Annotated in this window: 26 protein-coding genes; 6 read left to right on the plus strand and 20 right to left on the minus strand. The window is 62.8% G+C overall.

Features of this window, described 5'->3' with window-relative positions:
• Window positions 1-10: 10 nt before the first annotated feature.
• Both SU48_RS08590 and ispH read left to right on the plus strand, forming a co-directional pair.
• Window positions 11-1,504 (plus strand): phospholipase D-like domain-containing protein, encoded by a 1,494-nt coding sequence (locus tag SU48_RS08590; protein ID WP_197474634.1) that lies wholly within the window; start codon window positions 11-13, stop codon window positions 1,502-1,504.
• Between the two features lie 45 nt (window positions 1,505-1,549).
• Entirely contained in the window at window positions 1,550-2,548 is a 999-nt protein-coding gene (ispH, locus tag SU48_RS08595; protein WP_064014896.1) for a 4-hydroxy-3-methylbut-2-enyl diphosphate reductase, read from the plus strand.
• A gap of 190 nt (window positions 2,549-2,738) precedes the next feature.
• Here ispH and SU48_RS08600 read toward each other — a convergent pair whose 3' ends face one another.
• Genes SU48_RS08600 through SU48_RS08610 form a run of 3 tightly spaced genes read right to left on the minus strand, consistent with a single transcriptional unit; the run spans window position 2,739 to window position 4,827 of the window.
• Window positions 2,739-3,863, minus strand: coding sequence for a hypothetical protein (locus SU48_RS08600; protein ID WP_231881577.1), 1,125 nt, complete (start codon window positions 3,861-3,863; stop codon window positions 2,739-2,741).
• Window positions 3,860-4,381, minus strand: coding sequence for a gamma carbonic anhydrase family protein (locus tag SU48_RS08605; RefSeq protein WP_064014897.1), 522 nt, complete (start codon window positions 4,379-4,381; stop codon window positions 3,860-3,862). Before SU48_RS08605 ends, SU48_RS08600 begins: the two co-directional genes overlap by 4 nt.
• Before the next feature lie 20 nt (window positions 4,382-4,401).
• Complete coding sequence (locus tag SU48_RS08610; protein WP_064014898.1) at window positions 4,402-4,827, minus strand: NUDIX hydrolase; 426 nt, start codon at window positions 4,825-4,827, stop codon at window positions 4,402-4,404.
• 467 nt (window positions 4,828-5,294) lie between these two features.
• Between SU48_RS08610 and SU48_RS08615 the strand changes: the two genes are divergently transcribed.
• The 3 genes from SU48_RS08615 to SU48_RS08625 all read left to right on the plus strand — a co-directional run bounded on the left by SU48_RS08615 (window position 5,295) and on the right by SU48_RS08625 (window position 8,226).
• Window positions 5,295-5,561 carry a cold-shock protein gene (locus tag SU48_RS08615; RefSeq protein WP_064014899.1) on the plus strand — a complete coding sequence of 89 codons (267 nt, stop codon included), beginning with the start codon at window positions 5,295-5,297 and terminating at the stop codon, window positions 5,559-5,561.
• A gap of 332 nt (window positions 5,562-5,893) precedes the next feature.
• Entirely contained in the window at window positions 5,894-7,084 is a 1,191-nt protein-coding gene (locus SU48_RS08620) for a YjgN family protein (protein WP_064014900.1), read from the plus strand.
• On the plus strand, window positions 7,084-8,226 hold the full coding sequence (locus SU48_RS08625; RefSeq protein ID WP_064014901.1) for a M48 family metallopeptidase: 1,143 nt from the start codon (window positions 7,084-7,086) through the stop codon (window positions 8,224-8,226). Before SU48_RS08620 ends, SU48_RS08625 begins: the two co-directional genes overlap by 1 nt.
• Before the next feature lie 271 nt (window positions 8,227-8,497).
• Here SU48_RS08625 and SU48_RS08630 read toward each other — a convergent pair whose 3' ends face one another.
• Complete coding sequence (locus SU48_RS08630; protein ID WP_157451128.1) at window positions 8,498-10,330, minus strand: WD40 repeat domain-containing protein; 1,833 nt, start codon at window positions 10,328-10,330, stop codon at window positions 8,498-8,500.
• A gap of 295 nt (window positions 10,331-10,625) precedes the next feature.
• Between SU48_RS08630 and SU48_RS08635 the strand changes: the two genes are divergently transcribed.
• On the plus strand, window positions 10,626-11,417 hold the full coding sequence (locus SU48_RS08635) for a class I SAM-dependent methyltransferase (protein ID WP_064014903.1): 792 nt from the start codon (window positions 10,626-10,628) through the stop codon (window positions 11,415-11,417).
• A gap of 59 nt (window positions 11,418-11,476) precedes the next feature.
• Here SU48_RS08635 and SU48_RS08640 read toward each other — a convergent pair whose 3' ends face one another.
• The 16 genes from SU48_RS08640 to SU48_RS14370 all read right to left on the minus strand — a co-directional run bounded on the left by SU48_RS08640 (window position 11,477) and on the right by SU48_RS14370 (window position 26,416).
• The gene (locus tag SU48_RS08640) at window positions 11,477-12,736 is read right to left on the minus strand and encodes an alanine--tRNA ligase-related protein (protein ID WP_082869725.1); all 1,260 of its coding nucleotides are present in this window, start codon (window positions 12,734-12,736) and stop codon (window positions 11,477-11,479) included.
• Window positions 12,733-13,125 carry a cupin domain-containing protein gene (locus SU48_RS08645; protein ID WP_064014904.1) on the minus strand — a complete coding sequence of 131 codons (393 nt, stop codon included), beginning with the start codon at window positions 13,123-13,125 and terminating at the stop codon, window positions 12,733-12,735. Before SU48_RS08645 ends, SU48_RS08640 begins: the two co-directional genes overlap by 4 nt.
• Before the next feature lie 89 nt (window positions 13,126-13,214).
• Window positions 13,215-14,711 carry a decarboxylating NADP(+)-dependent phosphogluconate dehydrogenase gene (gnd, locus tag SU48_RS08650; protein ID WP_064014905.1) on the minus strand — a complete coding sequence of 499 codons (1,497 nt, stop codon included), beginning with the start codon at window positions 14,709-14,711 and terminating at the stop codon, window positions 13,215-13,217.
• 183 nt (window positions 14,712-14,894) lie between these two features.
• Window positions 14,895-16,769: an MDR family MFS transporter gene (locus tag SU48_RS08655; protein WP_064014906.1), complete on the minus strand. Its 1,875-nt coding sequence runs from the start codon at window positions 16,767-16,769 to the stop codon at window positions 14,895-14,897.
• On the minus strand, window positions 16,766-17,347 hold the full coding sequence (locus SU48_RS08660) for a MarR family winged helix-turn-helix transcriptional regulator (protein ID WP_064014907.1): 582 nt from the start codon (window positions 17,345-17,347) through the stop codon (window positions 16,766-16,768). The genes SU48_RS08655 and SU48_RS08660 overlap by 4 nt, the downstream gene beginning before the upstream one ends.
• 190 nt (window positions 17,348-17,537) lie before the next feature.
• On the minus strand, window positions 17,538-18,389 hold the full coding sequence (gene lysX / locus SU48_RS08665) for a lysine biosynthesis protein LysX (protein ID WP_064014908.1): 852 nt from the start codon (window positions 18,387-18,389) through the stop codon (window positions 17,538-17,540).
• 169 nt (window positions 18,390-18,558) lie between these two features.
• The gene (lysW, locus tag SU48_RS08670; RefSeq protein ID WP_064014909.1) at window positions 18,559-18,732 is read right to left on the minus strand and encodes a lysine biosynthesis protein LysW; all 174 of its coding nucleotides are present in this window, start codon (window positions 18,730-18,732) and stop codon (window positions 18,559-18,561) included.
• A 66-nt stretch (window positions 18,733-18,798) separates the two neighbouring features.
• Window positions 18,799-19,152, minus strand: coding sequence for a hypothetical protein (locus tag SU48_RS08675; RefSeq protein WP_064014910.1), 354 nt, complete (start codon window positions 19,150-19,152; stop codon window positions 18,799-18,801).
• Window positions 19,153-19,162: 10 nt separating this feature from the next.
• Window positions 19,163-19,717 carry a LeuD/DmdB family oxidoreductase small subunit gene (locus SU48_RS08680; RefSeq protein ID WP_064014911.1) on the minus strand — a complete coding sequence of 185 codons (555 nt, stop codon included), beginning with the start codon at window positions 19,715-19,717 and terminating at the stop codon, window positions 19,163-19,165.
• A gap of 30 nt (window positions 19,718-19,747) precedes the next feature.
• Window positions 19,748-19,966, minus strand: a complete 219-nt coding sequence (locus SU48_RS14365; protein WP_231881578.1) for a hypothetical protein — start codon at window positions 19,964-19,966, stop codon at window positions 19,748-19,750.
• The gene (locus SU48_RS08685; protein ID WP_231881579.1) at window positions 19,923-20,318 is read right to left on the minus strand and encodes a Uma2 family endonuclease; all 396 of its coding nucleotides are present in this window, start codon (window positions 20,316-20,318) and stop codon (window positions 19,923-19,925) included. Before SU48_RS08685 ends, SU48_RS14365 begins: the two co-directional genes overlap by 44 nt.
• Window positions 20,319-20,322: 4 nt before the next feature.
• On the minus strand, window positions 20,323-21,588 hold the full coding sequence (locus SU48_RS08690; RefSeq protein WP_064014912.1) for a 3-isopropylmalate dehydratase large subunit: 1,266 nt from the start codon (window positions 21,586-21,588) through the stop codon (window positions 20,323-20,325).
• A gap of 147 nt (window positions 21,589-21,735) precedes the next feature.
• Window positions 21,736-23,205 carry an AMP-binding protein gene (locus SU48_RS08695; RefSeq protein ID WP_064014913.1) on the minus strand — a complete coding sequence of 490 codons (1,470 nt, stop codon included), beginning with the start codon at window positions 23,203-23,205 and terminating at the stop codon, window positions 21,736-21,738.
• Window positions 23,202-24,062 carry an SDR family NAD(P)-dependent oxidoreductase gene (locus tag SU48_RS08700; protein WP_064014914.1) on the minus strand — a complete coding sequence of 287 codons (861 nt, stop codon included), beginning with the start codon at window positions 24,060-24,062 and terminating at the stop codon, window positions 23,202-23,204. Before SU48_RS08700 ends, SU48_RS08695 begins: the two co-directional genes overlap by 4 nt.
• Window positions 24,063-24,302: 240 nt before the next feature.
• Window positions 24,303-25,781, minus strand: coding sequence for a B12-binding domain-containing radical SAM protein (locus tag SU48_RS08705; RefSeq protein WP_064015952.1), 1,479 nt, complete (start codon window positions 25,779-25,781; stop codon window positions 24,303-24,305).
• Between the two features lie 263 nt (window positions 25,782-26,044).
• Entirely contained in the window at window positions 26,045-26,416 is a 372-nt protein-coding gene (locus SU48_RS14370) for a hypothetical protein (RefSeq protein ID WP_231881580.1), read from the minus strand.
• Between the last annotated feature and the right edge of the window lie 35 nt (window positions 26,417-26,451).

A 26,451-nucleotide genomic window follows, 5' to 3' on the forward strand; every position in this document is an offset into this window, starting at 1 on the left:
GCTGACGCTGATGACCCTCGCCCTGCTGGGCCAAGCCCACGCCACCGAATTGCCCCTGTTTCTGGGTACGGCGTCGCCCGCCGCGCCGCTGAATTTGCCGGAAGTAGCCTGCCTGCCGCCCACCGACCCGCTGGAATTGGCCGTGTGGCGCGTAACCACAGCGGGAGGCCGCCCGGATTTGTCGTGCGGCAATTCTTTCGTGGAGTACCAGCGGTTGCCGCGCAGTCCCAGCACGCCGGTGGATGCCTTCGACCAGATCGCGGCGCAGATTCGGGAGGCAAAAAACGAGGTATTGCTGGCGAGCATGGAATGGCACGCGGGCGAGGGCCGCCCCGGCTGGACGGTGGCGCGGGCGGTGCGCGACCTGTACGGGCGGGTGCAGGCCAACCCCGCCGCCTATCCGCAGGGCATGAGCGTGCGCTTGATGCTGGGCAATTTTCCCGAGTTGCAGAGGGCCGACTGGGCGACCATGCCGCTGGCGTTGGTGCGCGACCTGAGGGCGCTGGGCGTGCCGCTAGAAGATGCGGCAGTGGGCTGGAGCCTCAGCGTCCTCAATTACCGCTATTTTCCGCACAGCCACGTGAAATTACACGTCATCGACGGGCAGAATTTGACAGTGGCGGGCTTCAACTTTACCGATACCCATTTGCCCCAAAACGAACGAAATGGCGGCCTGCACGACTTGCACGACCTAGGACTGAGAATGAGTGGGCCAGTGGCGCAAGACGGCGTGGCGGCCTTCGACGACCTGTGGCGGCACTCGCGGCAGGTGCGCTGCCCCGCAGATGTGCGCCCAGAGCAGGTCAGTGCGGCCTGCACGTTGGGCGACCCCGGCCCCGTGACCCATCCCGCCGCCGCCCGCCACGCCCTCCCCACAGGCACGGCGCGGGCTTTCATGCTGCATCGCCGCCCCGGATTCGATCAGGCAGACCGCGCCCACCTCGGCCTGTTGGGGGCCGCCACCACCCAGATCGACCTGATGCAGGCCTCCTTTAGCCCGCTGCTGCCCTGCTGGTACGCCTACCTGAGTCCCGACGAATGCCCCTACGACACCCTGCCCGTGTACCTGCGGGCCGTGGTGGACGCGATTGGGCGCGGCGTGCGGGTGCGGGTGCTGATGGTGGACTACGGCATAGACAGGGCCGCCAACCGCAGCGGAGCGGCGTTGGTGCGCCTGATGGCCCGGCAACTGGGCAAAGAAGACCTGTTCGAGGCCCGCTACACCACCTTCCCCATGCACACCAAAGCCCTGACGGTGGATGGCCGGATGGTCTTGGCGGGCAGCATGAACTTCCATTTCAGCGCGTGGGGCGGGCTGGGGCTGGCGGAAGCGGCGCTGGCGACCTCTGACCCGGCGGCGGTGCAGGGACAGCAGGCCAGCTTTGAAGACGTGTGGGCCAACGGCAGCCGCCCCGTACCGCGTGAATGGTGGATGCGGAATGTGGCGTCCGGCAGCGCGGCGACTCCAGCTGATCTGCCCGTTTCCCGTTTATCCCACCCTTAGGCGCACCGCTTAGACCTACACTGGGCATGTGAGAGGTCTAGCTTAATGACAGTGCAGCGGGTGTATCTGGCCAAACCACGCGGCTTTTGCGCGGGCGTGGTCATGGCGATTGGCGCGGTGGAGCGGGCGGCCCGCGAGGAGGCCAAACCCGTGACCGTGTACCATTCCATCGTGCATAACCACACGGTGGTAGAGCGGCTGGAGCGGCAGGGCGGCGTGCATTTCGTGGAGAGCCTGGACAATATAGACGCCCTGCCCGCCGGAAGCGAAACCGTTGTGTTTAGCGCCCACGGCATCAGTCCACTGGTGCGCGAGCGAGCGCGGCAACTGGGGTTGGCGACCATTGACGCCACTTGCCCATTGGTGACCAAAGTGCATACCGAGGCCAAAAAGTATGCACGCGAGGGCTACACCATCTTGCTCATCGGGGACAGTGCCAAGCATCAGGAAGTGATCGGCACAAGTGGCGAAGCCCCCGATAACACCATACTCGTGGGCGTGCTGGGCAAAACGGGCGAAGGGTTGCATGATCCGCACACCGTGGAAGTGCCCGACCCTACCCGCCTCGTGGTGCTGACCCAGACCACCCTCAGCGTGGACGACACCCGCCGCACCGTAGACATCCTGAAGGCCCGCTTTCCGGCTCTCGTGATTCCACCCAGCGAAGACCTGTGCTACGCCACCAAAAACCGTCAGGACGCCGTGAAGAACATCGCGCCCAACGTGGACGCCTTCTTGGTGCTGACCAGTACGCATTCCAGCAACGGGATGCGTCTGCTGGAACTGGCCTTGGATACCTGTGGCCGCGCCTACCGCCTAGAAACCGACACCGATGTGGTGAATCTGGACTTAGGGGGCGTGACTTCGGTAGGCATCACCAGCGCTGCCAGCACGCCCGACGACCTCGTGCAAAACCTCGTGGCCCACTTTCGCCGCCAGAATCCCGCCCTAGAAGTGATCGAGGAAGGCGAGTGGGAAAACATAGAATTCCGCGAGCCGAAGAAAATTCTGGCCTCGCAGGAATTGCCCCGCACGATGCGCTGAGGCGGGTGTAGCGTCTAAGGGCATAAAGGACAAGGTTCTAAGGTGCTGGAGCGGGTTCGGTGGCCAAGTGGCTCCCTCTGTTTCGCAGCTCTAGGAGTCGCAAGAGGCGCGGGGACACCTGCTCTAGCTTGACTTGAACTCTTTTCTTAGACCCTTAGACGCTTTTCTGACACCCCGCGTCGCGCAGCCGTCAGCCTCCTTCCCGCACGCACCCTGTCTTGATGAATTCCTGCACCAGTGGCTCCAGATCGTGCAGGGCCACGTCGCTTCTCATGGCGTATTCGGCGGGAGTCAGGCGTTCGCCCAGCGCCCGTAAAAAGGCGATTCCAGCCAGGCCGTGCTGGGTGCGAAACTGCTGATACATGCCAGTAATAGCGTTCATGGAGTCTTTGCCGCGCAGGGTCAGCGTGTACTGGTGGTGCGCCCACCCCGCCAAGCTGCGCGGCAGAATCAAGGTTTGGGGGCGCAGCGGGGCCGGAAACGCGCCCTCGTAAGGCAGGGTGGCGGGCAACGTGGCCACGATTTCGCCGCGTGCATAGAAGATGGCTCCGGTGGGGCGGGCGTGCAGTCCAGTAAAATCCTCGGTCAGGTTAAACTTCCAGGCACGGTTGCCGATGCCGCTGAGGACATGCGCCAGCACCGCTGGAAGCGGATGGGCGCTCAGAGCCGCACCCTGCTCGTACAGATTCAGCAGTTCTCCGAGCGCCTGCTCACCTGTGGCACTCGCCGCCGCCGCCGTGACCGTGCGGCCCTCGAACAGCAGCACATACGCGGCTTGGTCGCCCAAGCTGGCGTGCAAGTAGCCGTACCACGCCGCCTCATGCAGATACTTCAGGAAGGCGTGCAGGTCGCAAAAATTCTGATTCAGGCCCGCGTGGGTGGGGGGCGAATAGGGCAGAAACCGCGCCAGAAACGGGCCAGCACCGGGGAACATCGGGACGAGTTCGGGTGTCAGATCGGCCAGATCGTCCTGACCGTCGTAATTCTGAATCTCGGGCGGGCCGGGTTCGGGTGGGTCGTTTTCAGATTCGCCGGGGCGGGCAGCTACAACAGGGTCGGCAACTGGGCCGATGCTGAGACTGTCGGCAGGTGCGGCAAGACTGGCCGCAGGATCGGGCAGCACGACAGTTTTGCGGGGCAGTTTGGCAGGCGGAGTGGGCACCAGGGCGGCGTCTGCGGTCAGCTCTGGCGGAGGATCTCCCCCATTCGTGGGCAGTTCCGGCAACTGGCCTTTTTTCTCCCGCCTGTCTTTCCGGTCTTCCCCGCCTCGGCCCCCATTGCCGGGGCGTTTGCGGGCGTCGTCGCGTCCGGTCATGCCCCGGCCTCGGCCTGAACGGGTCTCAACTCGGCCCGGTAACGCTCCGCGTTTTGCCTGTACCTGTCGGCATTGGCGGGCGCGGCCACTGGCCCCACCACCCGCGCCGGAATGCCCACCGCCAGCATTCCGGCGGGCACCTCGCGGCCCTCGGGGAGCAGCGCCCCGGCCCCCAGCACCGCGCCCTCTCCCAGTCGGCTGCCGTTCAGCATGGTGGCTCCCATCCCCACAAGACTGCCCGCGCCGCACCATGCCCCGTGCACGGTGGCCCGGTGCCCCACGGTCACGTCTGCTTCCAGCGTGCAGGGAAAGCCGGGGTCGCTGTGCAGCACGGCTCCGTCCTGAATATTGCTGCCCGCGCCGACAACGATGGGTTCGAGGTCGCCGCGCAGCACGGCACCGAACCACACGCTGGCTCCCTCGGCCACACTCACGCGCCCGATCAGGTCGGCACTGGGGGCGATAAAGGCGCTGGGGTGAAGATCGGGCGAGGATTCGGCGAGAGCGTAGAGCGGCATTCGGCCTCCAGAGTGGCGGCCTACCCGCCCAACTGGGCAAGCGCGGCACGCAAGAGTTGCTGATCTTCGGGGTAGGAAAGCTGGGAGAGCGCCTGTGCAGGTTCGGCGAATCCGCCCTCTGCAAAGGTATGTTCTAGGGTAGGAGCGCCGGTCTCTACCACCATTCTGAACCAGTGGATCTGGCGGGCCTCGCCCCGGTCATTGGTGTACTGCGTCACGTGCAGCGGCGCAACCACGCTGGCACGGACGCCCGTTTCTTCCTGCACCTCGCGCACGGCGGTCTGTTCCAGCGTTTCGCCCGGTTCTACGTGCCCCTTGGGAAAAGCCCACGCGCCGCTGCCCCGGTAGCGCACCAACAGCACGCGCCCTAGGGCATCGAACACCACGCCGCCCGCACCGGGAATGGCGGAACTGGGAGCCAGAGAGTTGTCGCGTGCCGCCGTCATGGGTGGAGTATACGCATGAGCCGCCGCTTGAGGCGCGAGATCGGTGCATCTGATGAGCATTGAAGCCGTCCAACTCAGAGAACGAACAGGCCCGTCTAAAGCAGTGGACACAGGGACAGGAAAATGGCACCTGCCTACTCAGTCCGAACAACATGAGTGAAGGTGGCGGAGCAGTGCGGCATCTACAGCGGCACAGGCCTTTTATTGATCTTTTGGTCAGATAAAATACAGGAGACAGGCAAAAAGGCGCAATGGAACCCTCCTCCTTACTAACATCGGTCTGAGCCACTGGAATTCGTTGGTTTGCATCGGCAGGCGTGCTTCCTTTAATGTTCCCCGCATTCTCGGCACAGTGCGGGCCGTCTCTATGCGATACTGCCGACTATCTCTACCCCGGCCCCATTTGGCGGCGCTGACCCAGTGGGCCAGTGACCCGGCGGCAGGTTCATGGAGAAGCAAGGAGAGTTATGGCAGAAGGGCGAGTCAAATGGTTCAATATCGAGAAAGGCTACGGTTTTATCGAGCATCCTGGTAATCCAGACGTGTTTGTCCACTACAGCGCCATTCAGAGCGGCGGCTTTCGCAAGCTGAACGAGGGCGACGAAGTGGAGTTCGAAGTGGAAGCCGGGCAGGGCAGCAAAGGCCCGCAAGCCAAAAACGTGGTTGTGACCAAGGCCGCGCCCGCACCGATGGGCGGGGGAAGCGAGAGCCGGGGCGGGGGCAACCGCTGGTAACACTGCTTCCGATTGAAAGCGCCGTAGTTTGGCGCTTCAATCCGAGCGGAGCGAGTAGGAAAGACTACGGGCTCCGCGATATGGAGCCGTATCCGGTGCTGTCCCGGATATGGCGGAATGGAGCGGAGTCCGTATAACTGGGCGGGCCTGAGCACTTCAGGCTCCAAAAAAAAATCAAGTGGATGCGGGGCGCAGGCCAGAACGAAGGGTCGCCCCGCTTTTTCGGTTTCGGGGTCAAATAGGTCGGGGGCAGACAGCTCACGGCCAAACCCCTTGGCCCCAGACAGGCAAACCTGACCTGCTGTGTCCCCCGCAGACTTTACACTGCCCCCATGTCTGACCCCACCTTTTCTTCCCCTGCGCCGGAGCGTCAGACCGATGCGCCCGCTGTGAACCTGAGCAAGCCGGGGCGAGATTCACTGGCCCCTGACCTTCCAACCGCGCCCACTCCTCCCCCCACCATCAGCACCTATCCTGTCGGTTTTACTGGAACGTCAGGCGAATTTTTCCGGCTGTGGATCGTCAATACGGCACTGACCATCGTGACGCTGGGGTTGTATTTGCCGTGGGCCAGAGTCAGAACCCGGCAGTATTTTTACGGGCATACGTGGGTAGACGGCCAGAACTTCGAATACACCGCCAACCCGCTGGCCCTGCTGCGCAGCTACCTGATCGTCTCGGCGTTTTTCGGTGCGTACACGCTGGCCACCAATCTCCAGTTTCAGGGCTGGGAATGGGTGGTGGGCATCATCGGCGTTGGTTTCGTAGCGCTGTATCCGTGGTTGGTCATGAAATCCATGCGCTTTCTGGCGGCCAGCACAGCGCACCGGGGACTGAATTTCCGCTTTCATGGCAAGGCAGGCGGGGCGTATCTGGCCTACGGGGTCGCCAATATCGCGGCGGGCTTGTCCAGCGGCTTGGCCCTGCCTTGGGCGTGGTACATGCAGCGGCGCTATCAGGTCGAACACGCCGCGTTTGGCCGCGCCCGCGCCACCTTCCGGGGCGATGTGGGCAACTTTTATGTGATCGGCCTGACGGCGCTGGGACTGGTCATCGGGGCGGTGGTGGTGCTGGCTGTGCCCCTGATCGCGGGGTTCGCCCTGCTCTCGTCCAACAATCCTTTTTCGGACAGTACCGACGTTGGATTTTTGGGGGCTTTTGCCGGAATAGCCGTGCTGTATCTGGCTTTTCTGGCGGCCTACTCCTTGTCGTGGCAGTACATCCGGGGCGCGACGCTGAAGCTGGTGCTGAACAGCCTCGAACTGGGCGGCGTGGTGCGAACCCGCGCAACATTCAGCCCGTGGATGCTGGCGTGGATCGGCCTCAGCAACGCCGCCGTGCAGGTGCTGACGCTGGGGTTGGCCACGCCTTGGGCCGCCGTGCGCCGCTCCCGCTACGTGCTGGGCGGGATAGAGGTTCTGGCCATTGCCAGCCTCGACGACTTCGCCGCCGATGCGACGCCGGGCGAGAATGCGTTGGGCGAGGCCGCCACCGAACTTCTCGACATCAATCTGGGGTTCTGATGACGGGCAACGGAGCCGACCATGCACCTGAGCGCGTGCAGATAGAGGGCATTTATTTTGATGGCCGCAGCAGCCGTGACCGCGCCGCCCGGCTGACCGTTCAGGGCGATCAGGTGACGCTGCAGGCCGACAGTGACGGCATTGCTGGCGGCACAGAAGCCCGCTGGCCGTTGACACAGGTGACCATAGAGCCGCCGCTGCCGGGCGTGCGCCGGGTGCTGAAATTTCCAGACCGAACCCGCTTTGAAACGGCAGACGACACGGCGATTCGGGCCATAGAGCAGCGCACCCGCCGCAACCGGATGCTGGGCGCCGTGCGGACACTGGAGGGCAGTTGGGGGCTGGCGCTGGGCGCTCTGGCGGTCATGGCGGCGTTCGTGTGGGGTTTTATTACCTTTGGCCTGCCCGCCATAGCCCGCACCGCTGCGGCAGCCACGCCCCCCAACGTGCTGGCCACCTTTGACCGGGAAACGGTGGAATTGCTGGATCAGCCGCCGTATCTGGGGCCGTCCAAACTGAGTGCGGCGCGGCAGGCCGAGTTGCAGCGCGGGTTCCGGCAGGTGGTGGGTTGGGCGGGCGGCGCGTACCCGTACCGCCTGCTGCTGCGCGACGGCCAGCCGAAAACCGAGGGAGAGGACAGCTTCGGCGGCTTTCCGCTGGGGGCCAATGCGTTCGCGCTGCCGGGCGGCACAGTCGTCATGACCGATCAGTTGGTGGCGCTGGCCCGCAGTGACCGCGAGCTGATGGGCGTGCTGGCGCACGAATCCGGCCACGTGACCAGCAGGCACGGGCTGGCGGGGGTGTATCAGGCGCTGGGGCTGACGCTGCTGACCACGGTGGTCACGGGCGATCTGATCAGTGCCGGAACCTTCGCCGCCGCCGTACCCGCCGCCCTGCTGCAACGCGGCTACTCGCGGGCTGCCGAAACGCAGGCCGACGAGGTGGCCGGAGCCTTTATGCTGGAAAAGTACGGCACCACCAAGCCCCTGCGCGACATCTTGGCCCGCCTAGAAGCCGACGACGCCGAGGCCGATGAAAACAGCGTCAAGGAGGGGAATTCCTTGGAAAACCTATTGCAGAGTCATCCCGGCACAGCAAACCGCATCGAGCATCTGCGGGAGCTGGAGCAAGCGGCGAAGTAGAGCGGGCGCGTTTGGGCGTTGACCCTCTGTTGCCCAGTCACCTTCACTGCCTCATCTCCAACACCTCATACGGACTCCGCTCCATTCCGCCATATCCGGGACAGCACCGGATACGGCTCCATATCGCGTAGCCCGTACTCTTTCCTCCTCGCTCTGCTCGGATTAAAGCGCCAAACTATGGCGCTTTCAATCGGAATCAGGATCACCTCCCAGAAACAGAGGAACCGGGGGCCGTCTCTACCCCAGTTCCCCTCGCTGACATCCGTCCCGTTCAGCGTTTGAAATTCAGCAAGGTCACGCTGGCGACTTTGCCGTTGACGCCGCGCCCCACCAGCAATTGAGTGCCGCCTGCATTCCACGTCAGGCCGCCGTCGTACAAAGACAGAGGCACGCTGCGGGCCAGTTCCGTGCCACTGCTGGGGTCTAGAACGATGATGCCGGAGTAAGCGCCGCTGACATTCAGGGCCAGTTCCTTGCCGCTGGGACTGAAGCGCAGGTCATCCACCCAGCCCGAAAACTTGAGCTGCTTGAACGGCGTGGTGGCGTTCTTCTTGAACAGCCAGACCTCGGCCTCATCGTCGCGGCGCAGGCCGAGGGCAATCGTGCCGTCTGGGGCGAGGTCAAGGAGGTTCGCCTCGGCTCCTTCGGGCAACTGGGCCTCGGTGGTGATCTCGTCGGTCTGGGCATTGACGCGCAGGGCGTAGCCGTCGTAGGTCACGAGGGCGATTTCCTTGCCGTCTGCGCTGACCGCCACCAGATCGAACAGGTCATCTCCAAAATCGAGGTCTTCGGCGCTATGAACAGAGGTGGTGTTGCGGGCCAGATCGGTGACGGCCAGCGTGTAGCCGTCGTGGGTCAGCAAAAACTTGCCGTCAGAGCTGATCTGAAAGAGTTGAAGATCGTCTTCGAAGTCGGTGAGGGCTGGGCCGGACACCAGCTTGCTCCCCTGCATCAGCCCGACCTCGTAGCCGTCTTCGGCATCGATCAGGGCCAGCGTCACGCCCGCCGCCGAAGCCAAGATCGGCACGGCGGCGTCACCCGTTTCCAGCGGGCGGTTGTTGGCGGCGGCGCTGCCCAGCACCGTGCCCGCGTTGTATTGCAGCGCGGTGGGCTGCGTTCCGGTCAATCCGACGCTCTGCACTTTGCTGGCCGGGAAGCCGAGGATCTTACTTCCGGCAGGCTGCGTGACCGCCAACACACTGGGCGGAAAATTGCTGGACAGCCCGATGGCGACGCCGCTTGCCGACACGATCAGGCGGTCTTCTTCCAGCGGAGACTTCAGCACGCTGCCCACCTTGTTGCCCGTGGCGACGGCCAGTTGCTCCAGACTGCCGCCTTCCATCAGCAGCAGGTTGGCACTGTTCAGGAAGGCGATTCCGGGCACCTTCAGGCTGGTGGTAAGGGTACGGGCGGGGGCAGAGGCACTCAGAATCTGCACCTTGCCGCTGTCGCCCGAAATGGCCCCCACCGTGCCGTCCGGACTGAGGGCCGCGTTGCCGATTTTGGTGTAGGTGGCGCTGGGGCCTTTCTTTTTGAAGGTGGCGGTGTCGGTGATGAAGGCCTTACCGTAATCCACGACCAGCGCCGTTTTGCCGTCGGCAGAGGTGATCAGGTCTTCGGGGCCGTATTCGGCCAGTTGGGTGGTGGCCCCGGTTGCCGGATTCAGCACCAGCAAGGGCGCGTCCTGATCGTCTTGCAACAGCAACAAGGAATTGTCGGCCCGGAACGCGCCGCGCACCACCGGAAAAGATTTGGTGTCGCCCACAGGCGGCCAGCGCCGCACTATTGCCCCGCCCGCCACGCGCCACACGTACAGCACACCGTCGGAACGTCCGGCCACCAGCGTGCCGTCTGGGCTGACGCTCAGGCGGGTCACGGGTTCGGTGGGGCCGCGCAGGGTAGACAGAGCCTTGCCTGCCGGGTCAGCGATCACCACCGTATTTTCTACGGCAATGGCGACCCGCTTGCCGTCCCGGAACCACGCGGCGTCTTGGGCCACCCCGTTATTGAGGGCGTAGGACTGCGTGACCGTCAGGCTTCCCGCCAACGCAGATGGAAACGCCAGAGCCAGCGACAAGGCCAGCAACGAAGAACAACGATTCATAGAACCTCCGGGCAAGGCTGAGAAATGCTGCTGGAAGACAGGCGGGAAGAGGAACCGTGACGACTCGGTGAGTCACATTCAAAGCGTGAAGACGCCGATCATCTGGCCGATTATCTGATGGGGGTGAGCATCCTGTTGACAAATACAGTGAATCACAAGTCGGAGACAGCCTGCGGGACAGGGATGGGGGTACACCCGGCGGGGGCGCAGCCTGTCCGAGTCAACCCTCGCTCCACATCTTCTCTGCATCTTCTCTGCGCGGCCTGAGCTGGCCAGCCCTTACAGTACACAGACGATGACTGACCCTGCCTCTGTCTCTGCCGCCGCCGACCACTGGGACGCCGATCAGTACCGCGCCCGCCATGCTTTCGTGTTCGAGGCCAGCGCCGATCTTGCCGCGAGTTGGCTGGAACCGAAGGCACACGAGCGCATTTTGGATTTGGGCTGCGGCACGGGTGAACTGACCGCCCGCATGGCCCAGTCGGGTGCGGCGGTGCTGGGCGTGGATGCCAGCCCCGACATGATCGCCGCCGCGCGGGTTGCCCACACTGTTGCTGGTCTGACGTTTGAGGTGACAGACGCGCACGCGCTGGCCTACCAATCCGAATTTGACGCCGTATTCAGCAACGCCGCGCTGCACTGGATGAAGCCGCTGGACACGGTGTTTGCGCGGGTGGCCGAGGCCCTGAAACCGGATGGGCGGCTGGTGCTGGAAATGGGCGGCGCGGGCAACGTGCAAACCGTGATAGACGCTGTGAATCACGCCACCACCACGCTTGGCCTGCCCGAATTGCCTCACCCGTGGGTCTTTCCCACCACCGCGCAACTGGCGACGCTCCTGGAATCGGCGGGCTTGCGTGTAGAGCGCACCCACTGGTTTGCCCGCCCCACCGGGCTAAGGGGAGAAGACGGCTTCCGCGCATGGCTGGAAGGCTTCGGCAGCGCGTGGCTGGCTCCGTTGAGTCCCGCAGACCGGGAAGCAGTGCTGGCCGAGGCCGAAGCTTACGCCCGCCCGAAGATATGGACTGGGGCGGAGTGGGTGGCGGATTACCGAAGGCTGCGTGCGGTGGCGGTGAAGGGAGTGTAGAGAGTGGATCGTGGGAAGGGCGGGGTGGGCGGGTGCGTCAGGCTTTTACGTGGGTCTTGTTAAGCTTCGTTCGAGGGCTTGGGCTTCAGCATTCCTACCATCTCCGGTTGAGCTTCGGGAACTTGCTGAAAGACGAGAACCGATAAAGCGTCGTTAACGGCTGCAAAAAAACCGTCTGACTGAGGCGTCGTGCCCTGTGCGATGGCGGGTTTGCCCCCGCCCTTGCCACCTGTCGCCTTCAGCACTGCGCCCAACACGGCCCCCGCATTCACATCGGCAAGCGGCGTAGCCATCCCGCACCGCCCGCCCGGAGCCAAGGCCAGCACGACTTCCCCATCTGGCACGGCATTCAGCGTGGGCAGCAGCAGGGCAACATCGTCCAGAGTGACGCAGCGGACGGGCAGGCCATTCACGATTTCTATGGGTGCGGCTCCCAGCAACGCTCCGGCCAACGTGTCGCGCAGGGCGGCGGCTTCGGCTTTCAGCACGTCCCGTTCGGCCATCACGGCGGCCACCCGTTCGGGCAAGCGGTCTACCGGCACGCTGAAGCCTTGAGCGAGGGCGCGGGCTTCCTCGTACACGCGGGTCAGGTATTCGGCGGCTTCCTCTCCGGCCATGAACACCACCCGTGTCAGGCCCGCCCGGATGCGTTCTGTCCGCAGAATCACCACCGGGGCGGCGAGGCTGGCACGCGGCACATGCAGGCCGCCGCACGCGCTCACGTCGAAGGCTTCCCCTGCCCCGTCCCGGAAGATGACGAGGCGCACCTGCCCACGCACTTTGGTTTCACGGCGCGGGGCGTACAGGTGCAAGTCGTCTTCGGAAACGGTGGGCGTCTCTAGCGTCAAATCAGTGCGGCCCAAGGTTTCGCGCAGCAGGGCTTCGGCGGCCTGCACATGAATTTCTGCTGGGTCGCCTTCCAAATCCAGCGTGCATTCGGGGTTTCTCATGCCCACCGCCGCCACGCTGAACGCCGGATTCACGCGCCGGAACGCCTGCGCCAGCAGATGCTCGCCGCTGTGCCGCTGCATCTGCCGCCAACGCCGCGCCGCGCCCACCTGTCCCGCAACGGGCGTGCCCACAGGCGGCGGCGGGTCTTTGAGCAGGTGCCAAATCTGCCCGGTGGCCTTGTCTTTGCGGGTGTCCAGTACGGCAGCCGTCCCCCCGGCCCACGTCAGGCAGCCCGCGTCCCCATTTTGCCCCCCACCTTCGGGATAAAAGGCGGTGGCGTCCAGCGCGACTTCAGAGCCGTTGATGTCATTCACCACGCTGTCGAAGGTTAAGTGCGTTCCGTCTTCGTAGTACAGGGCGCGGGTCAAGACTGGGCCTCATCTGTAGAAACCGCCAGTGGCACGGCGTCGCGGGTGCGTTCGCCGCCTACGTCGCCCGTATTCAGGGTGCTGGCAGGCTCGAACAGCAGCACCCAGCACACGTCCACCGCGTCAGGGCAATGCCGCACGCCACGCGGCACGACTATAAACTCGCCCTCGCGGATGGTGCGGGTGGGGCCGTCTTCAAAATGCATCAGCAGTTCGCCGCGCTGCACCAGAAAAAGCTCATCCTCGTGCGGGTGAGAGTGCATGACGAAGCGGCCCTGAATCTGGGCCAGTTTGACCATCTGCCCGTTCAGTTCGGCGGCCACACGCGGGGCGTAGACCTCAGCGAAGCTGGCAAACGCGGCGGCGAGATTGACGGGCTGAGGAGTCATGGGTGGAGTGTAGAACGTGAATGGAAGGTGGATCGTGGAACGTGGTTTGGCCTTCCCCACGATCTACGATCCACCCTCTACATCAGCTTTTAGACGTTATACGTGCTGCTCGCCGTTTCCCCGCCGCGTCCCGTCCAGTTGGTGTGATGAAACTCTCCGCGTGGGCCGTCCGTGCGCTCGTAGGTGTGTGCCCCGAAGTAGTCGCGCTGGGCCTGAAGAATGTTGGCAGGCAACTTGGCGGTGCGGTAGCCGTCGTAGTAAGCGAGCGCACTGGCAAAAGCAGGCGTAGGAATGCCGCTTAGGGCCGCAGCCGCAATCGTCTGACGCCACGCGGTTTGTACGCCCTGAATGGCCTCTTGAAAGTAGGGGGCCAGCAGCAGGTTCGGCAAGTCGCGCTGGGCATCATAGGCTTCCTTGATGCGGTCTAGGAACTGGGCGCGAATGATGCAGCCGCCGCGCCACATCAGGGCGATTGCGCCGAAATCCAGTGTCCAGCCTGCATCTTGGGCCGACAGACGCAGAAGCTGAAAGCCCTGTGCATAAGCAGCGATTTTGGAAGCGTAGAGGGCTTGGCGTACATTTTCGATAAACGCGGCCTGATCGGTGAGCGCTACAATTTCGGGGCCTTTCAGGAAATGGCTGGCGGCCATGCGCTCCTCTTTCAGGGCGCTCATGGCGCGGGCGTACACGGCTTCGGTGATGGTGGCGGCGGGGCTTCCGGCGTCCAGCGCGGCCACGCTCGTCCATTTGCCCGTGCCTTTTTGTCCGGCGGCGTCCAGAATCACGTCTACCAGCGGTTGTCCAGTCTTGTCGTCAATCTTGGTCAGAATGTCGGCGGTAATTTCGATCAGGTAGGAATTCAGTTCGCCCCGGTTCCACTCGGCAAACACGTCGGCAATCTGGGGGGCGCTGAGGCCCGCCACATCGCGCAGCAGGTGATAACTCTCGGCGATCATCTGCATGTCGGCGTACTCGATGCCGTTGTGAACCATCTTCACGAAATGGCCCGCGCCTTCCTCGCCCACCCAGTCGCAGCAGGGCGTGCCGTCCTCGACCCGCGCCGCAATGCCCTGAAAAATAGGCTTGACGGCTTCCCACGCCAGCGGATTGCCCCCCGGCATGATGCTGGGGCCGGTCAGTGCGCCTTCCTCGCCGCCCGACACGCCCGTACCGATAAACAGCAATCCTTCGGTAGACAGTTCCTTGGTGCGCCGCGTGGAGTCGGCGGGGTGGCTGTTGCCGCCGTCAATGATGATGTCGCCGGGTTCGAGGAAGGGCTTGACGTGATTGATGAATTCATCGACTGCCGCGCCCGCCTTCACCATCAGCATGACCTTGCGGGGCCGCTTGAGCAGCGCCACGAAGCCTTCCACCGAATCCGCGCCCACGATGGTGAGGCCACTGGCCCGCCCGCCCGTAAATGCCGTGACTTTGCTGACCGTGCGGTTGAAGGCCGCCACCGTGAAGCCCTTGCTCGCCATGTTCAGAATCAGGTTTTCGCCCATCACCGCGAGGCCGATCACGCCGATGTCGGCCACAGGAGCAACAAGAGAGGCGGCGGGGGCATCGGCAGAGGGGTGCGTCATGCCCCAAGTGTACGCGGGACGCAAAGGCGGGGGCGGGGGCTTGTCGAGAAGGGTGGGTGGGAAGCGGGAAAAGCCTAGGGAAGAGTGGGAGAAAGGCCGTCCTGCTCGCCTCTCCCCCACTCTTCCCAACTCGGATGATGGTCTTTTCCTACGTTCTACCCTCCACGATTCACGTTCTCACCCTCAAACCTCAACGTGAACGGGCGCGGCTTTTTCACCCTTGGGCCGGGTGGGAATCGCCAGATTGGGCATCATCAGGGTGGCGAGGAAAGCGATGATAGCCACGATGATGGCGTAGCGGTAGATGGTGGAGATGGTGTCGGCAAACGCCACTTTTTGGGCGCGAGCACTGGCGACGGCAATCTTCTCACCGTCGTTGACGCCGCTTAAGGCTCCGGCCAACGCAGCGGGGCGGGCCTGTGCAGGCACGCCGCCTGTGGGAATGTTGGTGAGTTGGGCTTTGGCCTCGGCGGGCAGGGCGCTGCTCCCAATGGCCTTAATTGCCGCCGCGTCGCCCGTTTCGATGGCTTTGGTCACGTTGGCACGCAGGGCGTCAAAACTGGCCTTGATCTGTTCGGGGCTGCGGGGCGCGGCATTGCGGTCACCCGTGCCGCCCGTGCCGTTTTTGATCTGTGTGCCAATGGTATTCAATTGCGCGGCCACGCTGCCCGTGTTGGCCTGCGCCTGCGCCGCAAATTGAGTGGACAGATTAGAGGTCAGGCCAGCGGTCAGCACTGCCCCAAAAATGGCTGTGCCGATGGTGCTGCCCATCTGCTGAAAGAACTGCCCGGCGCTGGTGGCGACGCCAATTTCCCAAGGCTTGACGGCCAACTGGACGGCAGTGGTATACAGCGGCAGCGCGGGGCCGAGGCCGAGGCCCAGCAACACCATGCGGGTAATAACGCTGCCATACGAGGAATCGGCATTCAGGGTGGACAGGAAGAAGAAGCCGAGCGCCGAGGTCATCAGGCCGATCAGCATCAGGAATTTGTAGCGCCCGACGCGGCTGGCCAGTTGCCCGCTGCCGATGGCCCCGATAATCAGGCCCACCGTGAGCGGAATGGTGGCGGTTCCGGCGGCGGTGGCCGACACGCCCTGCACCTGCACCAAGTACAAGCTGAGGAACAGGATGGCCCCCAAAAAGCCCGCGCCGATCATGAAACGGGCCAAAGCTCCCCAAGCGAAGGTGGGGTTTTTGAACAGGCTCAGCGGCAAAATGGGGCTTTCATGGCGGCTTTCGACAAACAGGAAGGCGATCAGAGACACCGTACTCAGGGCGAACAAGCCGAGAATGGTGGGACTTGTCCAAGCGAAATTGCCGTCCGCACCCCAAGTCAGCGCCAGCAGCAGCGGGATAGTGAAGACCAAGATCAGGAAGGCGCCCAGCCAGTCCACTTTGGCCTGCAACCCGGAAGCGAGGCGCGGCATCTTGGAGTAGATGAACGCCAAAGCGATGAGGCCGATGGGCAAGTTGACGTAAAACACCCAGCGCCAATTGACCTGATCGGTGAGAAAGCCGCCCAAGAGTGGCCCGATGACGCTGCTGAGGCCGAAGACGGCTCCGAACAGGCCCTGATAGCGGGGACGGTCAATGGGTTCGAACAAGTCGGCGATGATGGCAAACGCCACCGCACCCAGCGCTGCCGCGCCCACACCCTGCAGGCCACGGAACACCACGAGCTGCATCATGCCGCCGCCGAACAGGTTGCCGAAGAAGGGTTCGCCTGCCAGCCCGCACAGGGCGCTGCCGATCAGGAAGATCACGATGCCGATCATCAGAATGGGCTTGCGTCCGTACAAATCAGACAGCTTGCCGTAAATGGGCACGAGCGCCGTGTTGGTCAGCAGATACGCGGTGGTGACCCACGAATACAGGCTAAAACCGTTCAGGTCTTGCGCGATTTTGGGCATGGCCGTGGACACGATGGTCTGGTCAAGGGCGCTGAGAAACAGGCCCAGCAAGACGCCGACCAAGATCAGGCGTTTGGTAGGCAAATCCAGCGTTTTGGCGTAATCGATGCGCCCAGCGGGTTCGCCGGGTTGGGTGGGTGCGGTCATGTGTTCTCCGGGGCGGGTTCTGATAGGGACGTTTGGGACGAATGGACAGAGCACAGAGCCGGATCGTTCAGGTCAAGCTGATCCAGCAGGGTGCGAATGGCCCGGTCTGCGGCGTGAATAGACTCGGCGGGCAACGTGGAAAACACCGAGATATAGGCGTCTACGAATCCGGCGTCCATGCGGGTCAGCACGTCACGGCCATCAGCGGTGAGGGCCACCAGCTTTTCTCGGCGGTTTTCGGGGTTTTCTTGCCGCCCAGCCAGCCCGCGCTGCACCAACCGTTCTACGAGGTGGCTGGCGGCGGGCACACTCAAGCGGGCACGCTCGGAAAGCTGCGTGACCGTGAGCGGACTGAGCGCCCGGAGCTGATGCAGCGCGGCAATTTGCGTGAAGCTCAGGTCGCGTTCCTGCAATTCGTCCTGCATTCCGGTCATCACACGGCTGCTGATATGGCGGTGCAGCCGTTTCATGGCCTGACCCAGATGCACGGCGGCGGCGCGGTTTTCCGCCGAGGCTTCCGCTTGGTTGTTGGGCGTTTCAGCGTTGGGCGCGTTGGCGAGCGGTTCGATGTCCGTCATAGTTTCAAGCTCGCAACTGTCTCATTCATAAGATGGTTATGATGAACCGACAGTGTTGAGAAGTCAAGTGTGCTTGAAATGGCTTGAACACGGAGAATTAGATCAAGACAAATGGCGGCTCCCATTTTCAGGAAACCGCCGCCCACACAGCAAATCTTCAGCTCACGCCGTGGAGCTCAGCTTATTGGCCCTAGCCGATCAGCCCCAGCGCGTATTCACCCATCAGGCGCGGAATGTTGACGCCTGTGGTAGACACCGAATTCTTGAATTCCATCGTGTGATTGATCTCGATGACCAGCAGGCCGCGCTCTGGGTCTTCCACCAGATCGATGGCTACGATTTCGCCGTGTACGGCGGCGGCAGCCTGAAGCGCCAGTGTTTCTATCTCGGGCGTCACAGGGCAATTGCTGGCCTTCGCGCCGCGTGCCGTGTTGGTGATCCAGTGTTCGGAGGTGCGGTAAATCGCGCCGATGCACACGCCGCCCACCACGAAGGCCCGAATATCGCGCTCGGGCTTGCGGATCAGTTCCTGAATATAGAAGACCTGATGCTGCGGCCCGCCTAACACTTCCTTATGCTCGATGATGGCTTCGGCGGCGTCGCGGTCATTGACCCGGCTGACCATGCGGCCCCAAGAGCCGACAGTGGGTTTAATGACGACGGGGTAGCCCATCTGCTCAATCAGGGCCAGCGCCGCTTCTCCATCAAAGGCCACCGCCGTTCGGGGCGTAGGCAGACCCGCCGCCGCCAACCGCGCGTTGGTCGCCAACTTGTCGCCGCACAGTTCTATAACGTGGCTGGGGTTGACCACGCGCACGCCGAGGCCTTCCAGCGCCCGCGTGACGGCGTGCCCGCGAGACTGAGAAACGCAGCGTTCCAGCGCCACTTTCCACGGCACGGCGGCGCGGCCCGCATCATCGAACGTCACCGTCAGTTGGGGCGCGTAAACCTTGTCGTAGGCCACACCAAGAGCGTCGAGGGCTTCAAATAACATTTTTTCGTCGGGGCGAATGCGGTCATAAATAATGGCGAGATCGGCCATAGGAAACCTCCAGAATCAGGCAGAACACAGAAAAAAGACGGTCACGCTGCATTCGGTTCAGGACACCCACAGCGGGCATTCCTTCCAACCTGCGCGTCACCGTCCCAGAAGCAGTCAAAAAGAGCGTCAGCAGCGGCAGAAACTTGAACCGACTACCAACGCCCTAGACTCACTCGCCCCAGTCTTCGGCTTCTTGCGGGGCCTGTGCCAGCCGGGGCGGATCTACCGACACTACTTCGTATTCCACGCCCGTTTCGTCGTCTATCACGAGTTCGCCCAATTCTGGGTTGGTCAGTTCGATTGTTGCACCCGTTTCAGGGTTTTCAAATTGAATGGTAGTCATGTCTATCTCCTTACGGATGCTAGGTTAGCGCAGCTTAAGCTTTGCAAACGATGTTGCCTAGACAGATTAGCGGAGTGAGACGTCTTCCGGCTCCTCATCCTCGAAGGCCAGCTCTATGCGGGCGCGGCAATGCGGGCAGTCCACGATGCTCACCACTTCGCCGTCCATCCCCTCTACCACAGGCGCGGCGGCCAGCATGTCTTCGGTCACGTCAAATTCCTCGCCGCAATTGGGGCAAGTGGTCAGCACGCCCAGCAGTTCCAGTTCAAAATCCTCGCCCTCACCGTTGCGCGTGACCTCCATTTCGGCGTTGCAGGAGTCGCACACGATCACGTCCCCCACCTCCAATTCAGCCCGGTCTTGGTCGGTGAGTTCCAGAATCTCTTCGCAGACGGGGCATTCGACTTCCAATGTTGCCATGTTGCCCAGTTTACGGGGCAATGGGGCCGGGCTGGTCTTGCACCTGCTGTTCACCCGGACTGTGTTCGCCCGGACTATGTTCCCCCGGAAAGCGCCCATGCTTTTTGAAGAAGGCCAAGATGCTGCCCTCGGCCAGAGCTTCACGCAGAAATTCCGGAGCGGGCGGCAATTGAAACACGTCCGGGCCGCGTGTTAGGCGTCCCGTTGCCATGTCCAGCGTCACTTCGTCCCCGTCGTTCAGGCTGCCCGTCAAATCGGCCTCGAAGGCAGGAATGCCCAGATTCAGCAGATTGCGGTAATGAATCCGGGCAAAACTGGGGGCGATGATGCCGCCCACCTGCAATTTTTTCAGAGCGGCGGGAGCATATTCGCGGCTGCTGCCGAGGCCCCAGTTTTTGCCCCCGATCAGCAGATCACCGGGTTGCACCTCTGCGGCAAACTCAGGCCGGATGTAATGAAACGCGAACGTTTGAAAGACATCCTCGCCTGCCATGAAGGGCGCGAACTTTCCGGGCAAGATGTCATCGGTATTTACACTGTCGCCAAATTTCCAGATTCTAGGCATAGGGTTTCCTTGAGGGGCCGCCCGCACTGTTCAGGCGAGCAGGCCAATATAGATTTCGTCCAGCGATAGGGTTTGATCTAGGCACGGAAGATGAATGCTGTTATTGCCAGACAATTCAGTGAGTTGCCACTCCCCACCATCCAGACTTCTGGAATAGGCATACACCCGGCGTTCGGCCTGTTCCACCATCAGATAGGTGTGCAAGCTAGGCAGCGCCGTGTGGATATTGATATTTGCCCAATCGGTCATTGGCCGCCGTGCTGGGCGAGAGGACTTCTATCAACAAACACGGTGCAGTTTCGAACTCTTCGTTCGTGAGGTCTGGGCCGCCAGCCACCAGCATATCGGGATAGAAAAACACCGTGCTGTCTTTAAGACGCAGCTTCATATCAGACTGGTATAAACGGCAGCCCATCCGCAACGATGCGGCGTGCAGGGCGGCGGTCAGGTTGGCGCTGATGCGGGCATGGGCTTTGCTGGCCCCCGCCTGAGCGTGCAGCGGATACACGAACCCGTCCACGTACTCGCGTTTGACCGGGCTACTCTCCTCGGTCTGCAAGTACTCCGCCACGCTCATTCGGCTGAAGGCTGGGCCGCTCATGGGTTCAGTATCCGCCGACAGCGCCCACCACTGCCAGCACATCCTCCGGCAAAGCAATCCTCCCCATCACCGCCGTTGCCGCTGCCACTGCCGGACTCGCTAAATACACCTTGGCATCCTTGTCGCCCATGCGCCCGATGAAATTACGGTTGCTGGTGGATACGCAGACCTCGCCGGGGGCCAGCACGCCCTGATGACGGCCCATGCACGGGCCACAGCCGGGGGTGCCTAGCGCCGCGCCCGCCCGTTGCAGGGTCAGCAAGGTGCCGTCTTCCATCGCCTGTTCCATCACCTGACTGCTGGCCGGAATAATCAGCAGGCGCGTGCCGGGGGCAACCTTGCGGCCCTTCAGGACGGCGGCGGCTTCGCGCAAGTCTTCTATGCGGCCATTGGTGCAGGTGCCGATAAACACCTGATCGACGTGCATGCCGCGCAGTTCGGCGCTGAGGGCGGCCACGTCATGCACGTTGTCCACTTCATTGGGTGCACTCATGCGGGGGCGCAGGGCGTCCAAGTCCAGCACCACTTCGCGCACGTAGGTGGCCCCCGCTTGCGGATACACCCATTCGGGGATGTCGTAGCCGTAATCGGTCAGGATTTCGCCTCCCGGCACCACCAATCCTGCTTTTGCGCCCGCCTCAACGCACAGGTTCGCCAGCGTCATGCGTTCGCCACGTGAAAAGCGGTCTCCGGCGTGCATCTCCACACTCTGATAGGTGGCTCCATCTGCGCCCAGCACACGAATCATCTCCAGTGCGGCGTCTTTGGCACTCACGCCGGGTTGAAGATTGCCCGTAAACGTGACCTTGACGCTTTCGGGCACACGCAGCCACGTTTTGCCACTCGCGGCGGCCAGGGCGATATCGGTTGCGCCCATGCCTGTGCCAAAGGCCGCCACCGCGCCATACGTCGTGGAGTGGCTGTCGGAACCCAGCACGATCCAGCCGGGGCGAGCTAAGCCTTCTTCCATCAGAACTTGGTGGCAGATGCCGCGCCCCACGTCGAAGAGCCGCACACCCGTTGCGGCGGCGTATTCGCGGGCTTCCTTCTGGGCCTGCGCCACACTGACGGTAGAAGCCGGGGCCACATGGTCAATCACGATAGACACGCGCTCCGGGTACTTGGGCACGGCCTCTAGGTCACGCTGCATCCGCTCGATAAAGCTCTGAGCGATAGAGTCCACCACCATCACCTGATCGACTTCGACAACCGCCAAATCTCCGGCGTAGACGGGCTTGCCGCCGCGTACCGACAGGATGCGTTCGGCCATAGTTTGTGGCTGTGAGGGAGAAACGGTCACGGTTGAATCTCTGCAAGGACACGGGGCGACAAAGGCATGGCTGCATTTTCGCGCAAATAGCGGCGGGCGGCGTGAGCTTGACTGGAATTGAGCCGGAGAGGTTGGCGTTTGAAAAGTCTATTCGGGGAGCAATCGCGCCCGCATCAGCTTTCCAACGGCGTTTCTGGGCAGGGCCGCCAGCAACGTGATGTGCTTGGGCCGCAGCGTGCGCGGCAGCAACCGGGCCAAGTCGCGCTCTAGGTCAGCAAGCCGCACAGCGTCCGAACTCGGCACGATGAAGACATGAAGACACTGGCCGTATTCCGCGTCTGGAACGCCCACCACTGCACACTCCAGCACATCTGGCAGCCGCGTCATCCGGGCTTCGAGCTGCTCTGGATACACATTCTCACCGCCGCAAACCAGCAGATCGTCGCTTCGGCCCGACAGGAACAGCAGACCCGCCGCGCCGATTGTTCCCAGATCGCCCGTATCAAACCAAGTCTGCTGAGGCGTGAGGCCAGAGCGCACCCGCACTTCTCTCCCGTTCAGTTGCACCGCCACTCCCGGCAACGCTCTCCCCACCGTACCCGGAGCCGCCAGCAAGGTCTGAGGCGTCGCCAACGAAATCAGGCCTGCCTCGCTGGAGCCGTAGAGGTTGTACAGTACGGGGCCGAATGCCCGTTGAGTCCGTTCGGCCAACGCTTCGGGCAAGGGTGCAGAGCCGCAGATGATGGCGCGGAGTGCGGGCAGCTTGGAAATGTCAGGCAGGTTCAGCAGGCGGTGAAGCACGGTGGGCACCAACACCAGAACTTCGATGTTTTCCTGTACTAGACAGCGCCAATAGGCTTCGGGCGTGCCCCGTGACGACACATACAGCGGCGCACCCATCAGCAGACTGACGCAGAGAGTTGCCAAACCGTGTCCGTGAAACAGCGGTAGCGTAAGCAGCGTGGGCGCACCCGCCCGCAGGGGCAATTGCTGAAGCAACGCAGTGACGGTGGGCAGCAACGCCAAGCCGCCCGTCTGACGCTTCACCACTTTGGGCGTCCCCGTACTGCCGGAAGTGAGGATAGAGATGCTGCCCCGGCTGAGTTGACGCCGGATTGGAACCTGTTCCGCTGAGCCTGAAAAAGCCGAAACGGGCAAGATCGGCACACTTTCCAAGCTCAAGCCCTCGACAAACGCATCGTCACACACCAGTACATCAAGTCGCTGAGACGCGCACACGGCGGCCACTTCTTCCGGGCTGAAGGTGATATTGAGCAGCACGGCATCCAGCCCCAAGCGGCCACAGGCCAGCAGAGTTACCACGAAGGTCAGGTGGTTGCGGCCCAGCAGGCCTATACGCCGCGACTGACTGGGAAGCTGCGCGGCAACGGCGTCGGCCCGTGCTACCAGCTCCCGGTAAGTGGTGGGGCCGTCATCGTCTACCAGCGCCACTGCCTCCGGTTGCCGCCGCGCCGCCCACACGGCCAGCGTATACAGCGAGGGGCCGTGCTGCGCGAGTGCCGTACCGAGTTGGGCCAACGCTTGAGCAGGATGCACACCCAGCAATCCGGTCTGAGAGATGGCTGACACCGCCGCCCGCACGTCTCTTAGAATCATCGTTTTTGCCGCCCGGACAGCTTGAGTTCTAGTGTTTCCCACCCGCTGAGCAGGTGTCCGAGTGGCCCCGGCAGCAGCAGCGCGGCCAGTTCCAGCGACTTCATCCACCACGGCGCAATCCGCTGAACTTTGGGATGTACCAGCGCGTAAGCCACAGCTTCGGCGGCCTCGTGCGGCGTGAGGGCGGGGGCAAAGCGGTAGGCGGGCGTGGGAGCGATCATGCGGGTACGCACCAGCGGCAGATAGACGCTGCACACGCGCACGCCCCGGCCCCGCAGTTCTGCGCCCAGACTCTTGAACCACAGATCGAAACCCGCCTTGCTGCCCTGATACGCCGCCCAGCGCGGCAAGGGCGGCGGGCCAACCGACACGCTGGACACGTTGACGATCTGCCCGCCGCCCTGCGCCACCATGCGCGGCAAGAGTAGGAGCAACAGCGCCGCCGGGCCAGAAAAGTTGACGGCCAGCAGGCGCTCTAGGTCTCGCTTCTCGCCCGATTGCAGCACAGGCCGCCGAATAGACTTGCCCGCATTGCTGACGATGATGTGTATTCGGGGGTGCGCCGCCTGAATCTGTGCCACCACTGGGGCGAGGTCAGCAGACTTGGAGAGATCAAGTATGTAGGAACTGGCTTTTCCCCCATTGGCGCGAATAGCGGTTGCCAGCTCAGCCAATTCATCGCCGCTGCGGGCCAGCAACAAGACTTCGGCCCCCGCTTCGGCCAACAGCAAAGCCGCCGCTCTGCCAATGCCGAACGACGCGCCTGTGATGAGAATGGTTTTGCCCGCTACTGCTTGCCGGAGCGTGTAAGCATCTCGGCAACTGGGGGGCGAGAGCAGGAGGCGAGCTAGGGACACGGCCCATCTTTAGCACGGGATGGGTGGGTTTGCTCACCAAGTTGCAATGACAACGCCCGTCTTCATCCCGAATGGGGCGAGGGCGGGCGCAGAAGTGAAGGGTTCGCGTGAGGCTTATACCAAATTGTGATGATTCTTGAACATCATCCGAGCGGAGCGAGTAGCAACAAGTACGGGATTGCGACGATGGACGAACATGCGGTGCTTTTGCGGATGTTCGGGAATCAAAGCAATCCCGTATTAGACCGCCAAGCCCTGCGCGTGGGCGCTGACTTCTCCGGGGGCGTACTGGCCGGGCGGCAGGTCAATGGCGGCGGCGTTGGTCTCGAACTCGTCGCTCCAGCCCACTTCTTCCAGCGCTTTTTTCCATGCACCGATGCTCTCGTTGCGGTAGATGGAATAGGCCGCCATACCGACTTCGGGGCCGCCGCGTGCCACCACGCTTTCTACCCATGCCCATTTGGCCGACACGTTGCGGAGTTCTGCCGTTGTCCGCAGTTCCTTCTGAATGCGTTTCATGCGCTTTTCGATGACCTGCACGCCTGCAAAAGCGTCGGCAAAGTGCGGCGTATGGCGCTTGGGCACAAAAGGACTGATGCCCAGCGCAATCCGGTTGATCTTGGCGAGGTCTTTGGTGAACGAGATCAGCTCCGAAATATCGTCGTCGTTTTCGGGGCCGAGGCCGATCATCATGTAGACCTTGATGCCCTTGAAACCCAGATCGCGGCTGATCTGCGCGGTTTTGGTCAAATCCTCGGTAGTGATACCTTTCTTCAGCCAGCGGCGCAGGCGCTCGGAAGGCGCGTCGGAGGCGACGGTGAAGGTTCGCAGACCGCCCGCCTTCAAGATTTCGGCCAGTTCTGCGTCTACGGTATCGGCACGGATGGACGACACGCCCAGCTTGATACCCCGGTCAGTGAGGGTGCGGCCCACGTATTTGGTATGCGGAAAGTCGCTGAGGGCCGCGCCCACCAAGCCCACTTTCTGTACCCAATCGGGAATCACGTCCAGCAACTCCTGCGCCTGATTGTTGCGGTTGGGGCCGTACATGGTGCGGGCGAGGCAGAAGGTGCAGGGGCGGGGGCAGCCGCGCTGGGCTTCCACGAGGAACATGTTGCTCAGTTCGCTGTGTGGCGTCACGATCTGACTGTAAGCGGGGAGCAGTTCTTTGGGCGCGGTGGCCCATTTGGGTTCGTGGGTGTGGCGGGCAGGCAAGAATACACCCGGCATCCCGTCAATCAGGTCATAAAAGTCTTCGCGGGACGTGGCTTCGCGCAGGGCTTCGGACACCACGGGCACAATCTGCTCTCCGTCGCCAATGATGATTACGTCGGCAAACGGCGTGAGCGGGTAGGGGTTGGAACTGGTCAGCGGACCGCCCACCATGACGACAGGATCGGAATCGTCGCGCTTTTCGCGCAGGGGGTGCATTCCGGCGATGTCCAGCAGGCGGATGATGTTGGTCAGGTCTAGCTCGAAGCTGACGCTGATGGCGAACAGTTCGCAGTTGCCCGCCGCACGGCCCGTTTCGACGGTGGGCAGCGGTTGGCCGCCCTTCTCGAAGGCCTCTACATCGTCGGGCAGGAAGGCACGTTCGCAGGCCACTCCCTCTTCCTGATTGAACATGCGGTAGATGACCTGATAGCCAAGAGAGGCCATGCCCACGCTGTAGCGGTTGGGAAAAGCGAGCGTGACGCGGATAGGTGCGTGTTTGAACATGGTGCCCGTTTCGGCGTCCAGCAACGGCTTGATGCCGGTGCGCCAGTAGTCGGAACCGTAGGTAATAGGGTTGGGTGTATTGCTGCTGACTGAACTCAAAAGTCCTCCGGGAGTACGCGCTGGAAAACCTGTCGCCGCTAGGTTGGGCCTAGAGAGCAGTCGGGCGGCAGCGCGTCACAATCAAGTATTCTACCCGGTTTTGTTGCCCCAACTGAAGCGGGGGTTACGGCTGGGGAGACTGCATTGGGCTAGAGGCGGCAAGGTTAGGCAGTTGTGTCTTGCTGTACTTCGGCGGCCTGAGCCTGTGCTGGCGCACTTTTGTCAGACTGAGCGACCCTGAGCTTGAAACCAGTGGCCTTGACGGGTTTGGCCTTTGCAGCCTTGGCTTTGGCCGACGCCTGCGCCTGAACCGGGGCTATGCGGGAAGCGGGCCGCCAAGCACTCGCCACGAAGAACACGATGCCCGCCAGTACGCCCGTAAAGGCCAGATACCACAGCAAGCGCCCCAGCACGCCCGCCGCGCCCACCACGAACACGCCGAGGCCCACCAGCAGTTGTCCGGCCAGCCACACCAGCGCCAGCGCCGTGACCGCCAGCAAGATGACGCCGAGGAGGGCAAAGAGAAGGCGGGTCATGGGGAGGAGTATAGGGTGTTGGTCGGAAGGGGCGG

This window comes from Deinococcus puniceus (genome assembly GCF_001644565.1).
Taxonomy (GTDB): domain Bacteria; phylum Deinococcota; class Deinococci; order Deinococcales; family Deinococcaceae; genus Deinococcus; species Deinococcus puniceus.